General features: G+C 68.4%; 18 protein-coding genes and 1 pseudogene. 11 read left to right on the top strand and 8 right to left on the bottom strand.

All coding sequences use genetic code 11. The features are described from left to right. Nucleotides 1-107: 107 nt before the first annotated feature. On the bottom strand, nucleotides 108-1,607 hold the full coding sequence (locus AC3WRR_RS07805; RefSeq protein WP_439672758.1) for a hypothetical protein: 1,500 nt from the start codon (nucleotides 1,605-1,607) through the stop codon (nucleotides 108-110). Between the two features lie 725 nt (nucleotides 1,608-2,332). Between AC3WRR_RS07805 and AC3WRR_RS07800 the strand changes: the two genes are divergently transcribed. From AC3WRR_RS07800 to AC3WRR_RS07785, 4 genes are all read left to right on the top strand, one after another. Next, nucleotides 2,333-3,118, top strand: coding sequence for a GntR family transcriptional regulator (locus tag AC3WRR_RS07800; protein ID WP_010811095.1), 786 nt, complete (start codon nucleotides 2,333-2,335; stop codon nucleotides 3,116-3,118). Between the two features lie 110 nt (nucleotides 3,119-3,228). Continuing rightward, on the top strand, nucleotides 3,229-4,269 hold the full coding sequence (locus AC3WRR_RS07795) for a tripartite tricarboxylate transporter substrate binding protein (RefSeq protein ID WP_011616329.1): 1,041 nt from the start codon (nucleotides 3,229-3,231) through the stop codon (nucleotides 4,267-4,269). After that, nucleotides 4,266-5,552 carry a 3-isopropylmalate dehydratase large subunit gene (locus tag AC3WRR_RS07790; protein ID WP_011616328.1) on the top strand — a complete coding sequence of 429 codons (1,287 nt, stop codon included), beginning with the start codon at nucleotides 4,266-4,268 and terminating at the stop codon, nucleotides 5,550-5,552. Before AC3WRR_RS07795 ends, AC3WRR_RS07790 begins: the two co-directional genes overlap by 4 nt. Nucleotides 5,553-5,599: 47 nt before the next feature. Then, nucleotides 5,600-6,106 (top strand): LeuD/DmdB family oxidoreductase small subunit, encoded by a 507-nt coding sequence (locus AC3WRR_RS07785; protein ID WP_010811098.1) that lies wholly within the window; start codon nucleotides 5,600-5,602, stop codon nucleotides 6,104-6,106. Between the two features lie 7 nt (nucleotides 6,107-6,113). On the opposite strand, the gene AC3WRR_RS07780 is transcribed toward AC3WRR_RS07785, so the two are convergent. Continuing rightward, a complete protein-coding gene (locus AC3WRR_RS07780) occupies nucleotides 6,114-6,809 on the bottom strand; it encodes a phosphoribosyltransferase (RefSeq protein WP_011616326.1) in 696 nt (231 codons plus the stop codon). 296 nt (nucleotides 6,810-7,105) lie between these two features. On the opposite strand from AC3WRR_RS07780, the gene AC3WRR_RS07775 reads away from it, so the two are divergent. Beyond that, entirely contained in the window at nucleotides 7,106-7,294 is a 189-nt protein-coding gene (locus tag AC3WRR_RS07775) for a hypothetical protein (protein ID WP_010811100.1), read from the top strand. Here AC3WRR_RS07775 and AC3WRR_RS07770 read toward each other — a convergent pair. Then, nucleotides 7,273-8,175, bottom strand: coding sequence for a LysR family transcriptional regulator (locus AC3WRR_RS07770; protein WP_492296604.1), 903 nt, complete (start codon nucleotides 8,173-8,175; stop codon nucleotides 7,273-7,275). The two genes, AC3WRR_RS07775 and AC3WRR_RS07770, sit on opposite strands and share 22 nt — an antisense overlap. Nucleotides 8,176-8,351: 176 nt before the next feature. On the opposite strand from AC3WRR_RS07770, the pseudogene AC3WRR_RS07765 reads away from it, so the two are divergent. Continuing rightward, a pseudogene (locus tag AC3WRR_RS07765) lies at nucleotides 8,352-8,795 on the top strand (nucleoside deaminase); the annotation flags it as partial. Nucleotides 8,796-8,801: 6 nt separating this feature from the next. After that, nucleotides 8,802-9,995, top strand: coding sequence for a cyanate transporter (locus AC3WRR_RS07760; protein WP_492296652.1), 1,194 nt, complete (start codon nucleotides 8,802-8,804; stop codon nucleotides 9,993-9,995). On the opposite strand, the gene cynS is transcribed toward AC3WRR_RS07760, so the two are convergent. Next, the gene (cynS, locus tag AC3WRR_RS07755; RefSeq protein WP_010811104.1) at nucleotides 9,989-10,432 is read right to left on the bottom strand and encodes a cyanase; all 444 of its coding nucleotides are present in this window, start codon (nucleotides 10,430-10,432) and stop codon (nucleotides 9,989-9,991) included. The genes AC3WRR_RS07760 and cynS overlap by 7 nt on opposite strands. An 88-nt stretch (nucleotides 10,433-10,520) precedes the next feature. Next, a complete protein-coding gene (locus tag AC3WRR_RS07750; protein WP_010811105.1) occupies nucleotides 10,521-10,658 on the bottom strand; it encodes a hypothetical protein in 138 nt (45 codons plus the stop codon). 487 nt (nucleotides 10,659-11,145) lie between these two features. Here AC3WRR_RS07750 and AC3WRR_RS07745 point away from each other — a divergent pair, with 487 nt between their 5' ends. From AC3WRR_RS07745 to AC3WRR_RS07730, 4 genes are all read left to right on the top strand, one after another. Beyond that, complete coding sequence (locus tag AC3WRR_RS07745; RefSeq protein WP_010811106.1) at nucleotides 11,146-11,268, top strand: hypothetical protein; 123 nt, start codon at nucleotides 11,146-11,148, stop codon at nucleotides 11,266-11,268. A gap of 49 nt (nucleotides 11,269-11,317) precedes the next feature. Next, a complete protein-coding gene (locus AC3WRR_RS07740; protein ID WP_492293496.1) occupies nucleotides 11,318-11,635 on the top strand; it encodes a hypothetical protein in 318 nt (105 codons plus the stop codon). 717 nt (nucleotides 11,636-12,352) lie between these two features. Continuing rightward, on the top strand, nucleotides 12,353-13,309 hold the full coding sequence (locus AC3WRR_RS07735; RefSeq protein ID WP_058697733.1) for a LuxR C-terminal-related transcriptional regulator: 957 nt from the start codon (nucleotides 12,353-12,355) through the stop codon (nucleotides 13,307-13,309). 78 nt (nucleotides 13,310-13,387) lie between these two features. Next, a complete protein-coding gene (locus AC3WRR_RS07730; RefSeq protein WP_492296602.1) occupies nucleotides 13,388-14,320 on the top strand; it encodes a glycosyltransferase family 2 protein in 933 nt (310 codons plus the stop codon). A 111-nt stretch (nucleotides 14,321-14,431) separates the two neighbouring features. Here AC3WRR_RS07730 and AC3WRR_RS07725 read toward each other — a convergent pair whose 3' ends face one another. The 3 genes from AC3WRR_RS07725 to AC3WRR_RS07715 all read right to left on the bottom strand — a co-directional run bounded on the left by AC3WRR_RS07725 (nucleotide 14,432) and on the right by AC3WRR_RS07715 (nucleotide 17,440). Then, a complete protein-coding gene (locus tag AC3WRR_RS07725; protein ID WP_492296601.1) occupies nucleotides 14,432-15,508 on the bottom strand; it encodes a lipid II:glycine glycyltransferase FemX in 1,077 nt (358 codons plus the stop codon). Nucleotides 15,509-15,555: 47 nt separating this feature from the next. Further along, entirely contained in the window at nucleotides 15,556-16,167 is a 612-nt protein-coding gene (locus tag AC3WRR_RS07720; protein ID WP_492296599.1) for a hypothetical protein, read from the bottom strand. An 88-nt stretch (nucleotides 16,168-16,255) separates the two neighbouring features. Beyond that, nucleotides 16,256-17,440, bottom strand: a complete 1,185-nt coding sequence (locus AC3WRR_RS07715) for a DegT/DnrJ/EryC1/StrS family aminotransferase (RefSeq protein ID WP_492296650.1) — start codon at nucleotides 17,438-17,440, stop codon at nucleotides 16,256-16,258. Between the last annotated feature and the right edge of the window lie 10 nt (nucleotides 17,441-17,450).

The raw sequence follows: 17,450 nt of genomic DNA, 5'->3' as shown, positions 1-17,450 counted from the left end.
GACCCGCGCGCCCGCACACAGGATGCGGGCGCCGGTCCTGCCGGCATGAGTGCGAGCTGCCGGTCCGCCCCGGGCACAAGGCCCGGGCCGGACCGTGGCTGCGCGCCTTACCGGCTGCCGCCGACCTGCAAGTTGGCCTGTACGTTCACGCTTTGCTGCACCAGCGAAGCAGCGCCGCTGTTCTGGTTGGCCATCATGATGCCCGCCGCCGTCTGACCAACGCTGGTCATGGTGTTGGACATATTGAAGGTGCCCGCGTCGACAAGGTTGTAGCCGCCAGCACCACCCGCGCCGCCGACTGCGCCGTTACCGGTGCCGCCAGTGCCGCCATTGCCGGTGCCGCCCGCGCCGCCGGCTCCGCCAGCAGCACCCACCGCACCGTTGCCAGCCGTGGAGCTGCCGTTGGATGCCGAGCTCGTTGCGCTGCCGTTCGAGGCCGAACCGCCAGCACCACCCGCGCCGCCAACGCTGGCTTGCGAGCCGCCTGCACCGCCAGTGCCGGTTGCCGCGCCCGCCGTTGCCGTCGAGGTCGCCGCGCCGCCCGCGCCACCGGCACCGCCGGGGCCACTGCCGGCACCGCCGTTTGCGCCTGCAGCCGCGGTTCCGGCACCGCCCGCACCGCCACTCGCGGTACCTGCGCCGCCCGAACCGGTGCCTGCACCAGCCGTGTTGGTACCGGTCGCGGCACCGCCTGCGCCGCCCGCGCCGCCAGTTGTGGCGTCGGCACCCGCACCGTTGGCATTGCCACTGCTGCCACCCGAACCACCGGCGGAGCCCGCAAAGCCGCCCAGGGCGCCGCTGGCACCCAGGCCACCACCGCCGATCGCGCCGGCACTGCCGCCACGGCCGCCTGCGCCGAGCGATGCGCTCAGAGCGCCGCCGCCCTTGCCATAGCCATCGCCGCCGCTGCCGCCCTTGCTCCCCGCTGCGGAGAGCGCGCTGCCGCCACGTGCCTTGCCGTCACCGCCATCGCCGGCCCAGCCAATCGCCTTGCCGCCGTTGCCGCCATCACCAGCCTGGGCGCCGTAGTTGGTAGCGGAGCCATTGGTTGCGCTGCCGTTGGTAGCATTGCCACCGGAGCCGCCGCTGCCGCCGCCGCCGCCGTTGCCGCCATTGCCGCCGCGCCCGCCTTCGCCGGTACCGCCATAGCCGTTGCCGCCCCGACCGCCGGCTGCACCATTGGCGTTACCCCAGTTATTGGCATAGTTGCCGATCGGGCCAATGCTGTTGTTGGAAACCGTGCCGTTCAGCTTGCTGATGGCCAGTGCCTTGCTGGTGTTGAAGGCGTTGTTGACGCTGGAGGTGGCGCTGCCACCGTTGGCGCCTGCGTTGCCTACGCCATGGTCAAAGTCGATCTTGCTCTTGTTGTGCGAGTTGGTCGTGGTCTTGGTCTTGGTGGTGACCTTCGTGTTGGTGCTGCTGTCATTGGCCTGCACTGCGGTCGAATATTCGTTCGCCGCTGCACCGCTGCCACTCTGCGTCGAGGTGGCTGTCGCCGTCTGGTTGTTGTTGCCATCCCAGACCTTGTGATTATTGTTGGTCGGATTTGCCCATGCCTGCCCGCCAAATGCGAGCGCGATGGCCGACGCAAGAAGTGTCTTTTTCATACAAAGCTCCCAGGAGAATTGCACAGTGTCACAGCGGCTCAGCCTCTGGCCGGCGCTCTTGCGAGGAACAACGGCTGGAGGTTCAGGTCCGGCACCCAGCCAAACCAGACTCCCCCTGCGCATATTCGGTGCCAGCTTCGCCACCTGCGGCGCCAACTCCTTGTATTACAAGGCCTGCCCGGCACCCTGACGGGAACTTTCCGCGGCTTTGCGCGACCACTACCGCCCTCGCCGCTGTGCACGGCAGACGACATGTCACATCGCTGTGACACGGCCACTCCCAGCCCACCTGAGGGGGGTCCGGGGTGGTCGGAAAACGCTTTATTTTTCAATACCTTATGCAGGCAGTCAGGACTTACCCGAGGCGCGACCTTACGTATCGGGACTGAAACACGACACCGAGGGTGCCGTCACCGCCGCCCGTGCGGGGCATCCCACATTGCAGCAGCGGCGCCCCGATGTCATGTTCTCGCCGCCCGGCGCAAACCCGCTCCACCGCACCGGCGTTGTCCGCCCCTTCACCGCATGCAGCGGCGCCAAACCGACTTCACCCGCACTGGCGCAATCAGCCAAGGGGCCTTGGCGGAAACGGGATGCGTCGCTGCAACACTGCGCCGGCGGCGTTGTCCCGCAAGCGCCACTGCGGCTAACCATGCTAGGCTCTATGTCTGATTTAAAGTACATTAGAGGCATTACAGACTTGTCATCTCTCCGCAAGGGAAACCATGAGTGAAGCCGTCGTTCCCCTGTATCACCAGATTTACGTGGTATTGCGCCAGCAGATCGTGGAAGGCCGCTTCGGCCAGGGCCCCTTGCCGGGCGAGATCGACCTGGCCAAGCAGTTCCACGCCTCGCGCGTGACCATGCGGCGCGTGTTCGACCGCCTGGTGCAAGAAGGCCTGGTGCGCCGCCACCGCGGGCTTGGCACCTTCGTCAACCCGCATCCGGTGCGCCCGGCGACGGCGGCCGGCGAGGAACGCGGCACCAGCCTGCTCGACAACATCATCGACATGGGCCAGAAGACGTCGGTGAAGGTGATCTCGATCGACGAAGTCCATGCCACGCCCGATGTGGCCGAATCGCTGCAGATCGAGCCGGGCGATCCGGTGGTGAAGATCGTGCGCGTGCGCCACTACCGCAACCGGCCGCTGTCGCATATCACGGTCTACCTGCCCGCCGACCTGGGCCGGCCGATCACGCGCCAGTCCCTGGAAGAGCGGCCGGTGCTGCGGCTGCTGGAGGCCGGCGGCGTGAAGCTGGGCCGTGCCAGCCAGGTGCTGTCCGCGCGCCTGGCCGACGTGGTGGTGGCGCCGCTGCTGGACGTGCCGGTAGGCGGCGCGCTGCTGGCGGTGCGCCGCGTGGTCAAGGACGCGGCCGGGCGCCCGGTCCAGTTGCTGCTCGGCCAGTACCGCCCGGACCGCTATGAATACCGCATGGAGTTGTCGCCGGCCGGCGTCGACAGCGCCAACGTCTGGGTGGAAAGCGAAACCCGCCCGGGCCTGCGCGACTGACCCCGCGGACCGCCGCCGACTTCCCGCAGGCGGCGCAGCCAGGGATGCGCCACGTAACGTTCCGGGCGATACTGCGCATCTCTGATCACATCAAGCGAGGAGCCGTCGCCATGCCCGTGTTCTGCCTGGTCCCGTCCAGCCCGACCCGTCTGCCTTCGATCCCCCGCCGCGCCGCAGTGCAGCGCCTGGCCATGGCCAGCCTGGCCGTGTGCGCGCTGGCCCTGCCGCTGTCCGCCGCGGCCCAGGGGCAACCCCAGGTGGCCGGCGGCAAGCCGATCCGGATCCTGGTGGGCGCGCCCGCCGGCGGCACCACCGACACGCTGGCGCGCACCATCGCCCAGGAAATGTCCCAGGAGCTCGGCCAGCCGGTGGTGGTCGAGAACCGCCCCGGCGCCGGCGGCAATATCGCCGCCGACCTGGTCGCCAAAAGCGCGCCGGACGGCAGCACGCTGCTGATGAGCTTCACCAGCCACACCATCAACGCCACCCTGTACAAGAAGCTGCCGTTCGACCCGGTGCAGGACTTCACCCCGATCACGCTGGTGGCCACCGTGCCGAGCGTGCTGGTGGCCACGCCTAAGCTGGCGGCCAGCAATGTGCCCGAGCTGATCCGCCTGGCGCGTTCCGAACCGGGCAAGCTGAACTTTGCCATCGGCTCGGTGGGGTCGTCGCTGCATATGGCCGGCGACATGTTCAAGATGATGACCGGCACCTATATCGTCAACATTCCGTACAAGGGCACCTCGCCCGCGCTCACCGACGTGCTGGCGGGCCAGTGCGACCTGATGTTCGCCAGCACCATCAACGTGCTGCCGCATGTGCGCGCGGGCAAGCTCAAGGTGCTGGGCGTGACCAGCCCCGCGGCCCTGCCGCAGTTCCCGGGCGCGGCGCCGATCGGCGCCACCGTGAAGGGCTTTGAATCGAGCGCGTGGTTCGGCCTGTTCGGTCCGGCCGGCATGCCGCACGAAGTCACGCAGGCGCTGTACCAGGCCGCGCGCAAGGGGCTGGAAACGCCCGCGGTGCGCAAGCGCCTGGAGAACGACGGGGCGCAGCCGATGGGCACGCCGCCCGACGCCTTCGCCGCCTTCGTGAAGCAGGACGTCAGGCGCTGGGCCGCCGTGGTCAAGTATTCGGGAGCCTCGCCGGAATGAGCCACACTCCCGCCACGCTGGCGCAGAAACTGGTTGCGCGCGCCGCCGGGCTGGCGCATGCGGAGATCGGCACGGTGGTGATCTGCCGGGTCGACCTGGCGATGTCGCACGACTCCAGCGGCCCGCGCCGCGTGGCGCCGCTGTTGGAAGAGCTTGGCACCGGGGTCTGGGACCCGTCGCGCTATGTGGTGGTGACCGACCATTTCGTGCCGGGCGGCGATGCCCAGGCCGAGTCGATTCTGCGCTTCACGCGCGACTGGACGCGCCAGTCCGGCGCCCACTTCATCGACGCCGAAGGCATCTGCCATGTGGTGCTGCCCGAGCGCGGCCATGTGCTGCCGGGCCGCCTGATTGTCGGCGGCGACAGCCACAGCCCCACCGGCGGTGCCTTCGGCGCCTATATGTTCGGCGTGGGCGCGACTGAGATGGCCGGCGTGCTGGCCACCGGCGAGATCTGGCTGCGCGTGCCCAATACCATCCGGCTGCAATGGGACGGCCAGCTTGCAGCGGGCGTCTGCGCCAAGGACATGATGCTGTTCCTGTGCGCGACGCTCGGCATGGGCGGCGGCCGCTATGAGGCGCTGGAGTACACCGGCAGCGCCGTCGCCGCGCTGCCGATGCAGGAGCGCATGACGCTGGCCAACATGAGCGCCGAGCTGGGCGCGCAGACCGGCCTGGTGGCGCCCGACGCGGTCACGCTCGGCTGGCTGGCCGAGGCCGGCGTGCCGGCGCAGACGCTGGCCGCAATCGACCTGGCCCACTGGCGCACGGACCCCGATGCGCCGGTGCTGGCCACACACCGCTTCGACGCCGCGGCACTGGTGCCGCAGGTGGCGGCGCCGCACTCTCCGGCCAACAGCGCGCCGGTAGACCAGGCCGCCGGCGAGCCCGTGCAGATCGCCTACCTGGGTGCCTGCACTGGCGCCAAGCTGGAAGACCTGCGCATGGCCGCGCGCGTGCTGCGCAGGCGCCGCGTGGCAGCGGGCGTGACCCTGCAGGTGGCGCCGGCCTCGCGCCGCGACCAGCTGCTGGCCGAGCAGGAGGGCACGCTTGGCATCCTGACCGACGCCGGCGCCACGCTGCTGCCCAACGCCTGCGGCGCCTGCGCCGGCTATGGCGCGGCGCGCTTCCCGGCGGGCAGCCGCGCGATTGCGTCGACGGCGCGCAACTTCTCCGGGCGCATGGGCGATGCCGGCAGCGCGGTGTGGCTGGGCTCGCCGATGACCGTGGCCGCCAGCGCCGTCACCGGCCGCATTACCGATCCGCGCACCCTGCTGGAGTAACGCTGCGGACCTGACTTCGTGCCCGCCTGGCGGGACAGACTTCTTGCATGACCCCTGCTATCGCCCCCGACCCCACTGGCCGCCTCTGGCGCTTCGGCGACAACATCGACACCGATGCCATGGCCCCCGCCGTGCTGATGAAATCGCCGCTGCCCGTGCTGGCCCGGCATTGCCTGGCCTCGCTGCGCCCGGAGTTCCCCGGCAGCGTGCGCCCCGGCGACGTGCTGGTGGCGGGTGCCAACTTCGGCATCGGCTCCTCGCGCGAGCAGGCGCCGCAGGCGCTGCGCGCGCTCGGCGTGGGCGCCGTGGTGGCGCAGTCCTTCGGCGGGCTGTTCTATCGCAATGCCATCAACCTGGGCCTGCCGGTGCTGGTCTGCGCCGACACCTGCCGCCTGGCCGACGGCGCGCACGCGGTGCTGGACCTGGCGACGGCACAGCTGCGCCTGGACGACGGCAGCCTGGTCGCGTGCGAACCCATCCCCGACTTCCTGCGCGCGATCCTGGCCGCCGGCGGGCTGGTGCCGCACCTGAAGGCGCGCCTGGGCAAGGGCTGAGCGAACCTCAGCGCGCAGGCGGCGGCGCCGCCGCGCGCAGCAGGGCCAGCGCCTCTTCATCGCTGGTCTGGGAGAAATCCAGGTAGAAGGCGCCAACCGCGCCGAAGCTGGGGGGCGTGTTCAGGCAGATCACCTCGTCGGCCGCGGCCGACAGGCTGGCCAGCCCCTGCTCCGACCCCACCGGCGTGGCCGCCACCACCCGCGCCGCCCCGGCCATGCGCACGCCTTCAAGCGCGGCGCGCATGGTGGCGCCGGTGGCCACGCCGTCATCGACCACGATCACCGTGCGCCCGGCGCGCTCCGGCACCGGCGCACCGCCGCGATAGCGCCGCTGGCGCCGCGCGATCTCGTCGAGCTGGCGGCCGCGCTCGGCATCGAAGCTGCCGCTTTCCACGGCGCGGCGCGCCCAGGGATCGTCATTGACCACCGTGTGCGGGCCGCCGCCGCCGGCATCGCCCTCCACCACCGCGCCCAGCGCCAGCTCGGGATAGCCGGCAGCGCCGATCTTGCGCACCAGCAGCACGTCCAGCTGCGCGTCGAGCGCGCGCGCCACCTCGAACGCCACCGGCACCCCGCCGCGCGGCAGCGCCAGCACCAGCGCGGGCTGGCCCAGTTGTGCGGCGCCAAAACCCAGTTCGGCCAGGCGGCGGCCCAGGTACTGGCCAGCCTCGCGGCGATCGGTAAAGCATGGAGGCAACGACATGGCACGCTCCGGAAGGTCAGCGGCACTCAGGCCCGCGCTGCCCGCAAAGCAAGCGGCGCAGGCAACCCTCAGCCAATATAGACCCTGCCGCGGACGGCGTTGGCGCAAGTCGCCGGCGGCAGCCAGGCGCTCGCAACGCCGGGCAAGTCGCCCCGATTGGGCGCGATTGCGCAACAGTGTGTTCAGGCTGGGGTGGCTGACTGCGCCGCGCTGCAGCATTAGGATGGCTGCACGCGTTGACAACGCCGATCCGCAGTTGCCGGGTGCAGTGCCCGACCCTTGAGAATGAGCCTGACATGACTTCGCCATCCAACACCCGCGCCGAGCTTGCGCGCCCCGACCATCAGTCCGCCCCCGAAGCCGGCCCCCTGGCCGCGCCCGACATCCCGTTCGGCTCGCTGGAAGCCGCGGCAATGGCCGAGCTGCCATACACCTTCCGCCCGGCCGGCACCTGCACCCGCTACTACAACGAGTTCTTCGGCTGATCCGCGGGCGGCGCGCCCGACCCCATCACGGTCTCGCATAGCGCGGCCAGCCGCGCGGCCATGTCGCGCGCCGCGGCCGGCAGGTCCGGCTGCGCGTGCAGGCTGAGCTCGACGTCGGGCACCGCGGCGGGCCAGCCGCCGTCCTCCAGCACCTGGTGCTGAGCCGTGGCCAGGCGCCGCGGCAGCAGGGTGACGCCCAGGCCGTCGGCCACCGCGGCCAGGATGCTGGCCAGGCTGGCACTGACAAAGGCCACACGCCAGCGCCGTCCGCCGGCGTCGAGCGCGTGCGTCATCTCGCCGCGGTACAGCCCGCCCACCGGAAACGCCACCAGCGGCACCGGGTCGCGCGCCACCGCCGGACGGCTGCGGCTGTCGATCCAGCACAGCGGCTCGGGCCAGCTGGCCAGCCCCGGCGCCTGCCCGACCCGCTGCTTGACCAGCACCAGGTCCAGTTCCCGGTCCTGGAAGCGCTGCCACAGCTCATGGCTCATGCCACTGGTCACCTCCAGCCGCATGCCAGGCCAGTCATCGGCAAACCCGGCCAGCACCGGCGTCAGCGGCCGCGCGGCAAAGTCCTCGGGCACGCCGATGCGGATCTCGCCCTGGCCGGCGCTCTGGCGCAGCTGCCCCACCGCCTCGGCCATCAGCTGCTGCAGGCGGCGCGCGTAGCCCAGCAGGCGCTCGCCCTCGGGCGTGGTGGTGACATAGCGGCCGCCGCGGTCCAGCAGCACGCAGCCGAACTGGTCTTCCAGCCGGCGCACCTGCTGGCTGACCGTTGACTGAGTCAGGTGCACGCGCTGCGCGGCGCGGGTAAAACTGCCGCTTTCGGCCACGGCGACAAAGCTCTGCAGCAGTACGGGATCGAGGCGAGGGTCCTGCATGGCCGGTTATCCATTAGTTTCTCCACTGCCGGCGATTTCATCATTTAATTTCCCAATTACCAAGCCCCGGCGTACAGTTGCACGCTGCCCCGGCCCGCGTCCCACAACTGCCGGGCAAGCCCCACGAAGACCCATGCCGCCCGACTCGCGAGCATGCACTCACTTCTTTGCCAACCATGACCACTCACCAGGAATTCATGCGCGAGGCGGTTCGCCTTGCCGCGGCCAACCGTGACCGTGGCGCGCGCCCTTTCGGTGCCGTGCTGGTGCTCGACGGCGAGGCCGTCGCCACCGGCGTCAACGACATCGTCCACAGCCACGACCCCACCACCCATGCCGAGATGGAGGCGGTGCGCGCCGCCGCGCGCAAGCTGGGCCGCCCCGACCTGCGCGGCAGCGTGGTCTATGCCAGCGGCCACCCCTGCCCGATGTGCCTGGCGGCGATGACCATGGCCGGCGTGCAGGCGGTCTACTACGCCTTCGACAACCACGATGCCGCGCCCTACGGCATGTCGAGCGAGGCCGCCTACCAGGCACTGCGCCTGTCGCTGAACCCGCCGCCGCTGCCGCTCACGCGGGTGGCGGTCGACCTCTCTGCGGCGCAGCTCTACGGCCCGCGCTGGCTGGTGCTGGCCGCGGTCGCGGGCATCGGCCTGAACCTGCGGCCGTTCCTGACCGCGGTGGGGCCGCTGGCCCCGGCCATCCGCAGTGGCACCGGCCTGAGCTACCAGGGCATGGCCTGGCTGACCTTGCTGCCGATGCTGCTGATGGGCGCGGGCGCATTCTTCGGGCCGGCCATCCGCGAGCGGCTGGGTGCGCGCACCGCGGTGCTGGGCGCGCTGGCCTTGCTCGGTGCCGGCTGCGCGCTGCGGCTGGGCGTGGCGGACGGCACCTGGCTGATCGCCTCGGCCGCGCTGTGCGGGCTGGGCGTGGCCGTGGTGCAGGCCGCCTGCCCGGGCCTGGTCAAGCAGGAATTCCCGGGGCGCGTGGCGCCGGTGATGGGGCTGTACTCCGCCGCGCTGATGGGCGGCGGTGCGCTCGGCGCGCAGCTGTCGCCCTACGTGACGGCATTGGCCGGCAGCTGGCGCGATGCGCTGGCGCTGTGGGCCGTGCCTGCGCTGGCAGCATTGGCGCTGGCCTGGGTGGCATTGCCGCGCACCGCGGCGCGCGGCCCCGCGGTGCCGGCAAGCCGCCCGGCGAGGGCAACGCGCGCGCTGTTGCGGCGTCCGCGCACCTGGCTGCTGATGGCCTGCTTTGGCGTGATGAACGGCGGCTATGCGTCGCTGGTGGCGTGGCTCGCACCGTTCTACCAGGACCACGGCTGGAGCGCTTCGGCGAGCGGGTCGCTGGTGGCGCTGATGGCGGTGGCGCAGGCCGCCGCGGCGCTGCTGCTGCCGGTGCTGGCCGCGCGCAGCCTGGACCGCCGCGCCTGGATGGCGCTGGCACTGGTCATGCAGGTGGCGGGCTTCGGTGGACTGGCGCTGTGGCCCGACGCCGCGCCGCACGCGTGGGCCGTGATCGGCGGCGCCGGCCTCGGTGGCTGCTTTGCCTTATACCTGGTGGTGGCACTGGACCACCTGCCGGACCCCGACAGCGCCGGCGCGCTGAGCGCCCTGATGCAAGGCGGCGGCTTCCTGCTGGCGTCGCTGGCGCCCTGGATCACCGCCATGCTGCACGAACGCACCGGCGGCTTCGCCGCCGGCTGGTGGTACCACCTGGCCTGCGCCGCGCTGGTGGGCGTGCTGACCATGCGCCTGGATCCGGCGCGCTATGGCGTGTCGCTTGCGCTGCCGCCCGTGCGCGCGGTCGCCCATCAGTAAGTCTTGTAGGGCAGGAACTTGCCCGACATCTCGATGCGCACCCGGTCCCCGTTGGGATCGGGCTCGCGCTGCAGGTCCATGCGGAAGTCGATCGCGCTCATGATGCCGTCGCCAAACTCTTCATGGATCAGCGCCTTGAACGTGGTGCCGTACACGCTGATGAGTTCGTAGAAGCGGTAGATCAGCGGATCGGCCGGCACCTGCGTCGGCAGCGAGCCCTTGTACGGCACCTCGCGCAGCCAGGGCTCGGCCTCGGGCGGCAGCCCGAACAGCTCCATCACCGCGCGCGCGCCGGCGGCGTCGAATGCCATCTGGCCCAGGCACGCCGCGGTTGTCCATTCCTTGCTGCGGCCGACGCGTTCGGCCACCTGCGCCCAGGCAATGCCGCGGGTGACCTTGGCTTCGATGATGAGGTCGGTGACGTCGCTGCGGTTCATGCTGACTCCATGACAGTGGTAGGTTGGATGGAACCACTCGGACTGCCACGGCGGCAGGGTAGTCATACCACCCCGGCGTCAGCCCATGTCAGCGTGTCAGCGCGGGTTCGACGATGGCCGCGGCATCCGCGGGCGCCATCTCCTGCGGCAGCGCGAACAACGCCGCGGCGGGCGGCGACAGCCCCTGCAGCCATTGCAGGGCAAGCACGATGAGCATGACCGGCATGACGCCTCCTTCAAGCACACGAGGCCACTTCCGACTGGTATAGCCCATGGCGCAAGCTTCATGCCATTTCCGCCCCACCGATTTGCGCGACTGAACGCACCGTGATGGCGCCGCGACGCCACCAGTGCGCCCCCAACCGGGCCATGCCGAGGCATCGCGCACCGTTGCAGCGTACCCGTTTCTGCGTGCCCGGCCAGGCCGCCCACAAAGGGTGCGGCGCCTGCTCCGGGATCCGTTGCCTTGCGAGAATCATTTCCCGTGTAACGTCACATTACCTCCAACCCGGCACGCGCAGGCCACGCCATGGACCTGCCGCCATGCGCGCAACGCCTTGATACGCAAGGGCTTCCGGGATGCCGCGCGCCCGGTGCGGGGCTGCGCCCGCTGCAAAACCCCTTGTGAGACAGCCTTACAAGTGCAAGCACGCGCAGCGGGGCTGGCTCGCTACATTGAAGCCATGTCCAACGCGAACCCGCCAGGAGCCCATATGAAACGCGCCCTCTCGCTGCTGGTGCTGCTGTCCACCACGGCCGCACTGCTGTCCGCCTGCATCGTAGTGCCACCGCGCGGCGGCCCGCCGCCGCGCCACCACCACTACGACCGCTATTGACCGAGCCAGCGGCTTCGAACCGCTTCCAACCGCCCCAAGGAGAATCCACATGAAACGCCAGCTCCTGATTGCCGCAGCCGTCCTCGCCACGGGCGGCACCTTCGGACTGACCGCCCCCGCCGAGGCTCATCCGGTGGCGGTCGCCCACGGCTATGACCGTCCGCCCCCGCCGCCGCGCTATGAACCGCACCCCGCCGCGCGCCGCGGCCAGGTCTGGGTGCCGGGCCACTGGACCGCCACCGGCGGGCGCTACGACTGGCGCGCCGGCTACTGGAAGGCGCAGCGTCCAGGCTACCGTTATGTGCCCGAGCGCTGGGTGCGCGGTCCGCACGGCTGGGTCATGCGTCCCGGCCACTGGGCCCGCTGACGCCTGCGCGGACGAACCTGCCGGCCGGCCCCGGGCCCGCCACCCTGTCCTCCCGGCAGGCGGTGGCAAGTCCGGCGCAGGTCGGTGCAGCCGGCGCCGCAGCGCTCATCCCGAGGTGGGAGACGTCTCTCATCCAGAAGCACTAGGCCATGCGCCCGACCTGCCTGAAAATCAGGCAGGTCTATTTCGAAAACACATATGAAAGCGGCGTTTCATGATTGGAGCAATCCGCCGCAGATATATTACCGATACCCCACGATGGGGTTAAGAATACTACTTTCAGGGGGTACAGATAATGCTATCTGTTTCAATGCTGCAACCAAATTAAATCCCGATGTCACATCCGTGAAACCTCCTGGACCCCGCATCAGCGCGGCGTTTGCGGAACCTGGACCGGTGCGTTCGGATGATTTTTGAAAGGATTATGTATGTCCTTTCATTCCCACCCACACTCGTACCAGACCGGCTCGCTTGCATTCCATTCAACCAGCCCATAAGATGAATTTAAGCCGATTTAGGAGCGAGAATCTTTCGGGTTCGGGTTCGGGTCAACCTTCCAGCCACCGACAAGTTCCATCCAGAAAAACGGGACTGCCGGAGCATGGAAGCATGGGGGTCAGACAAGCAGCCAGTCGCCGCAGGTGACTGCTGTCCTGCAATGCCCTCCATACGCAAAGCGCCCCGCATTCCGCCCCCGAGTAACGGGGAGTGAAGTCAATGAACGCGTTGCTGATCGAGGAGCATCCACTGCTCCGGCTCGGGCTGTTGCAGATGCTCGAGAACATCCAGGAGTCTGCCCAGGTTGCCGCCATTGCGCCCGCGGACATCGCCAGGCTGGACACCCGGCACCACAACGCAGACCTGCTCGTATTCGGCATGCCCGCCGATGTGGGGTCTGGCTGGCCGCAGCTCGAACAGGCCCGCGAAGCACTGTCGCCGCAACGCATCCTGATCCTGGCAGACATCTTGCCATTGCATGTGCCCAACGCGGACAGCGCCCGCGGCGTCTGCGGCTGCCTGCCGAAATCCGCTTCGCTGGCGGTGATCGAGGCGGCCATCCGGCTGGCGGTGTCAGGCGTGCAGGGGCTGCTGTTCTCGGCCGAAACCGGCTCGATGCCGTCGGCGTCGCGTTCGGCCATGCCGGCCGTGCAGTCGCTGGCCTCGGCCGCGCCGCTTCCGCTGAACCCTGCGCACGCGCTCACAGGCGAGCAACTGTCGCTGGTGGCATGCGCCGGCACGCCCGGTGCCGCACGCACCACCGTGGCGGTGCGCGACCTCACCGGCCTCCGGCCGGGGCAGCCGCTGTCGGCCCCGGCTGCCACCAACGCAGCCCCGCTGGTCGAGGAAGAGCCCAGCTACGACGAAGCCGAAATGCTGAAGATCACGCCGCGCCAGTACGAGGTGCTGGTGCTGCTGGCACGCGGCTACCCGATCAAGACCGTCAGCCGCATGCTCAATATCTCGGTGGCAACTGTCAAGAGTCACGCCTGCACGCTGTACCAGCGCCTGAAGGTACGCAACAAGGGCGAGGCCGTCTATGCCGCCCTGCAACGTGGCGCGACGCTCGAGTGGGTCAGCGGCGATGAACGCTTCACGCGCGGCAGCACCGCGCGCCCTGTGGTTGCGCCCCGCACCGGCGAAGCCGCGCTCCAGGCCGCCAGCCCGGTGCTGTAGTTCAGGACCTTGCGCCGCGCCCGCACCAGACGGGCCGGCGCAGGTGTCTGCCATCTGCCGAACATTGGAGGGGTCACCATGCCGGCAAGCTCGTTCCTGCCCACCGTTTCGGTGTGCATCTACACGTGCGACCATCCCGAGCAGCTGCGGCACACGCTGCAATCGGTCGCTGATTCCACCATGCCGGCGCACCAGCTCATCGTCACGGATGACAGCAGCGGCTACGACACGCGCGAGATGATGCGCCGGGACTATCCGGACATCACTTACCTGGAAGGCCCGCGCCGCACCCCGGCGGCCAACCGCAACCGCGCTCTGCGCGCGGCCACCGGCTCGCATGTGCTGTTCCTGGATGATCAGACGCTGCTGGGTGCGACCTTTCTGCAGCAGATGGCCGAGTGTATTGCCGACGACCATATCCGCCGGGCCACCGCCGGCTGTGCGACGCCGCTCATCCTGACCGGAGCCGAACTCTGCCAGGGGCAGCGCTGCGATCCACGCAAGCCGGCCTTCCTCGGGTATCCGACGCAGAACTACCGCCATGGCGAGCGGTTGTGCACAGTGCTGCTGCGCAGCGCCGTGTTCCCGCGGGAACTGTTCGCGAGTGTGGTGTTTGACGAGCAACTGGCCGGAGGATATGACGAGCTCGAACTGTCTGGCTGCGCAGTACAGGAACACGGCTACCGCATCGAGATGGTCGCGAGTGCTGTCAACCAACGCTTGCCGTCGCTGCCTGGAGGCCTGTCTTGCCCCGCCAGTGAAGCCTCTCGCCTGTTTGTGGCGTGCCGTCGCAATGGCCACGGCAGGCAACGTCCGTCCAAAGTCCTGTTCCTGCTGATGGCGCTTCCTCATGACCTTGGGCGCAATCTGCGCGCAGCAGGTCCGCACGGAATCGGCCTCTTCTACGCTACAGCGGGCTACCTGTGGTGGCTGCTGCGCAACCATTATGCCGATGAGCGCTTGGGAACTGGGCCCGCTGCTGGCCTGCGCACGCCTGTGCCGCGCGAATAGCGCTATCGCGTACCCGTTTCTGCGAACCGTGGTGAACAACGTATGTCCGCATGATGGTGGCTTTTCACTCCATGCGGCGAAGGCATTGGCAACGCCGAACCGAAGCTGCCCCTAGAGACGAGCCTTCGTGTCAGGCTGGTGGGCAGGCGGGCGGGTGGGCCTCTGCGCATCGCTCCGGTAGGCGGGGAAGAAGCCGCTCAGGTCGTCCAGTACCGATGCCGTATTGCCCGCCAGCGCCACATATCGTTGCGGATCGACCACCACCCGTTGGCTGCGAAACACATGGGTATCAGCGGAAAAGCCGGCCTTGAACTCGAACAGCGAATCCTGCTGCGAGCCCAGGCCTCCACCCAAATGAAGGCGCTTGTAACCATTCTGGCGCCCCCATTCTCGGGCCGTGTGGATGATCAGCTTGGCCGGCTGACGGTGGCGGAATTTGTTGTCGGCCGCGGACAGGTGATATTGCATGATGCCGGCCTCTGGTGCCACTGTGAACATCGCGCCACCGATGATGCGGCCTTCTTCCTCGGCGACGAACAGTAGCAACTCGTCGCCGAGCTGCTCGATCAGGGCCTCATAGTAGGACTGCCCGAAATAGTAGTAACTCGAGGCACCAAGCCTGTCCATGGCGCGGTTGTAGACATCGACAAAACACGGAAGGGTCTCGAATTTCGTGTCCAGCCGTACGGTGACACCGGCGCGCCGAGCACGGTCGATGCCGCGCCTATGACGGGACTGGGTTTCGCGCCAGTGTTGCTCCGGCGTTTTGCAGAGATCGATCGAAACGGTTAGACCGTGCACTACCACCAAGCCAAGTCTGCTCCGCCAGTCCGCGTTGAGGATCGGATGCAGCCGGATAAACCATGACACGCAGCCTTGCTCGCGCAGGAACGAAACTGCAGCCTGCATGGCCTCGTCGACAAAGCCATCCCGCGCCGTCCCGGTAACAACAGGGCCGGCATAGCCATAGGGCGACGTTGCATCCCAGATGCCTGCGCCGAGCTCACGACGCAAGATCGGCACCAGCAACTCGTGTTCACCATCACTCACATGCACCGCCAGTGCAATCCCGCCATCAGCATGCTCAGCGGCTCGCAGCCAGCCCGGTTTTTGGTGGCAGTCGTGCCAGCAACGCTTCAGAAGATCGCGCCATTCGGCATCATCCGAATTAAACAGATTGGCATGCACCAGGTCTTCCCCCAAGCGTCATTATTTTGGTAGGCCGTCACGTCGCACTACCCACAGGACCGCAAGACGGTCACTACCGTCTTTCCCGTATCAGGGTTCACATGAATGTGCCGCAAGTACTGCAGTGATATGCCCAGCCGCTCCGTACCGAGCAACTGGACAGCGTGCCTGGCTGTCTTGAGCCCGGCCGGAATCGCGGCCGCACAGGCCAAACAAAATAGCAATGCCAACATTATCGGAATGCACCTGCTTTGCAGGCGCGTCGTCATACCGGCATTGAACGTGCAAATTGCCAACCCGATGACGGCACCTGCCAGGGTCTCCGCAATGGTATGGTAGTGTCCCACCACCAGCACGACGCACATCAGCGCCGACATCCCAAGCCCCGCCAACCACCCGCAGCGCGCCCCACGCACGCTGATTCGCGCGCCCATCAGCATCAGCAATACCGGGTAGGTCGCTGTTGTCAGCATGGCATGGCCGCTGACAACGTACAAGTCAATCGCGGGCCAGGACCAGCCACTGGACGCGAACGCGAGCTTGTCCGCGGCAACCAGGGCCGCCCCCGATCCGAACCAGGCCAGCCAACGCAAGGCGTAGCGCCATTGCCCAGCGCCGGTCAGCCATAGCGCAATAGCGGCCGCCAGCGGCAAAACCAACCTGCTGTCCCCAAGCAAGATTATTGGCATCCAGGGACTCATCGTTGCCCCCGCCGCCGGCCGGCGCGGCTACGACATATCCATCCGATCATGCAACCGCTCGCGTGGCAGACCGCATCACAGCACCAGCCATCGCACCAGTCCTCTCGATCTCGGCCGCGGTCAGGGTCGGGTGCACCAGAAACATCAGGCTGGTCGCACCCAGCATGCGCGCCACAGACAGCCGCTCAGCCGGGCGCCAGCCGGTATCCTCGAAGGCCTTCTCCAAGTAGACCTCTGAGCACGTTCCCGCGTAGCAGGGCACGCCGCCGGCGTTGATTTCGGCCATGATGCGGTCGCGGTCCCAGCCAGCGTTCAGCGCATGCGGCCGGACGTAGGCGTAAAGCTTGTACCAGGCGTGCTGGCAGTCGGCAGGTGGCAGCGGCACGTGCAACGCCGGACAGCAAGCGAGCGCCTGGATCAGCGCCATCGCGTTGGCAGTGCGCTGCCGGGTCCATTGCTCCATGCGCCTGAGCTGCAGGCGGCCGATCGTGGCCTGCAGCTCCAGCATGCGCCAGTTGGTGCCGAAAGACTCGTGCAGCCAACGGAATCCAGGCGGATGGGGGCGCCGGTACACGGCCTCCCAGCTCTTTCCGTGATCCTTGTAAGACCACATGCGCGACCAGAGCGCCTCGTCGTTGGTGGTCACCATGCCACCTTCGCCGCCGGTGGTCATGATCTTGTCCTGACAGAAAGACCAGGCACCGACATGTCCGACTGTGCCAACAGCACGCCCGCGATAACGAGCCCCATGCGCCTGCGCACAATCTTCGATGACCTTCAGCCCTCTCGATCGCGCCAGTTCCATGATCGGGTCCATGTCGCACGGATAGCCCGCGAGATGCACGCAGATGATCGCACGCGTTCTTGTCGTCAGCACGCGCGCGATGGTATTCGCCGTCAGATTGCCGCTATCGGCATCGACATCGGCAAACACCGGAATCGCACCGGCATTGACCACGCACGAAATACTGGCGATGAATGTCCGCGGCGTGACCACCACCTCATCCCCGGGGCCGACGTCCAGCGCCTTGAGGGCAAGGTCCAGCGCGAGCGTACCGTTTGCCAGCGCGACCGCGTAGGACGAGCCGGTCCACTCGGCAAACTCCTTCTCGAACGCCCTGCATTCGGCGCCGGTCCAATAGTTCACCCGGTTCGAAAGCAGTACCCGCTGCACGGCGGCTGCCTCCTCGGTAGTAAAGCTCGGCCAGGGAGAGAAACCGCTGTCTAACATGGTCATCCAC

Source organism: Cupriavidus sp. FW305-3-2-15-C-LB2 (assembly GCF_058787575.1).
This window is presented reverse-complemented; position numbering and strand designations above follow the sequence as displayed.

Excerpts from the sequence above, each read along its gene's own strand:
- AC3WRR_RS07805 (WP_439672758.1), bottom strand. The coding sequence starts at position 1,607 with ATGAAAAAGACACTTCTTGCGTCGGCCATCGCGCTCGCATTTGGCGGG.
- AC3WRR_RS07800 (WP_010811095.1), top strand. The coding sequence starts at position 2,333 with ATGAGTGAAGCCGTCGTTCCCCTGTATCACCAGATTTACGTGGTATTG.
- AC3WRR_RS07795 (WP_011616329.1), top strand. The coding sequence starts at position 3,229 with ATGCCCGTGTTCTGCCTGGTCCCGTCCAGCCCGACCCGTCTGCCTTCG.
- AC3WRR_RS07790 (WP_011616328.1), top strand. The coding sequence starts at position 4,266 with ATGAGCCACACTCCCGCCACGCTGGCGCAGAAACTGGTTGCGCGCGCC.
- AC3WRR_RS07785 (WP_010811098.1), top strand. The coding sequence starts at position 5,600 with ATGACCCCTGCTATCGCCCCCGACCCCACTGGCCGCCTCTGGCGCTTC.
- AC3WRR_RS07780 (WP_011616326.1), bottom strand. The coding sequence starts at position 6,809 with ATGTCGTTGCCTCCATGCTTTACCGATCGCCGCGAGGCTGGCCAGTAC.
- AC3WRR_RS07775 (WP_010811100.1), top strand. The coding sequence starts at position 7,106 with ATGACTTCGCCATCCAACACCCGCGCCGAGCTTGCGCGCCCCGACCAT.
- AC3WRR_RS07770 (WP_492296604.1), bottom strand. The coding sequence starts at position 8,175 with ATGCAGGACCCTCGCCTCGATCCCGTACTGCTGCAGAGCTTTGTCGCC.
- cynS (WP_010811104.1), bottom strand. The coding sequence starts at position 10,432 with ATGAACCGCAGCGACGTCACCGACCTCATCATCGAAGCCAAGGTCACC.
- AC3WRR_RS07750 (WP_010811105.1), bottom strand. The coding sequence starts at position 10,658 with ATGCCGGTCATGCTCATCGTGCTTGCCCTGCAATGGCTGCAGGGGCTG.
- AC3WRR_RS07745 (WP_010811106.1), top strand. The coding sequence starts at position 11,146 with ATGAAACGCGCCCTCTCGCTGCTGGTGCTGCTGTCCACCACGGCCGCA.
- AC3WRR_RS07740 (WP_492293496.1), top strand. The coding sequence starts at position 11,318 with ATGAAACGCCAGCTCCTGATTGCCGCAGCCGTCCTCGCCACGGGCGGC.
- AC3WRR_RS07735 (WP_058697733.1), top strand. The coding sequence starts at position 12,353 with ATGAACGCGTTGCTGATCGAGGAGCATCCACTGCTCCGGCTCGGGCTG.
- AC3WRR_RS07730 (WP_492296602.1), top strand. The coding sequence starts at position 13,388 with ATGCCGGCAAGCTCGTTCCTGCCCACCGTTTCGGTGTGCATCTACACG.
- AC3WRR_RS07715 (WP_492296650.1), bottom strand. The coding sequence starts at position 17,440 with ATGTTAGACAGCGGTTTCTCTCCCTGGCCGAGCTTTACTACCGAGGAG.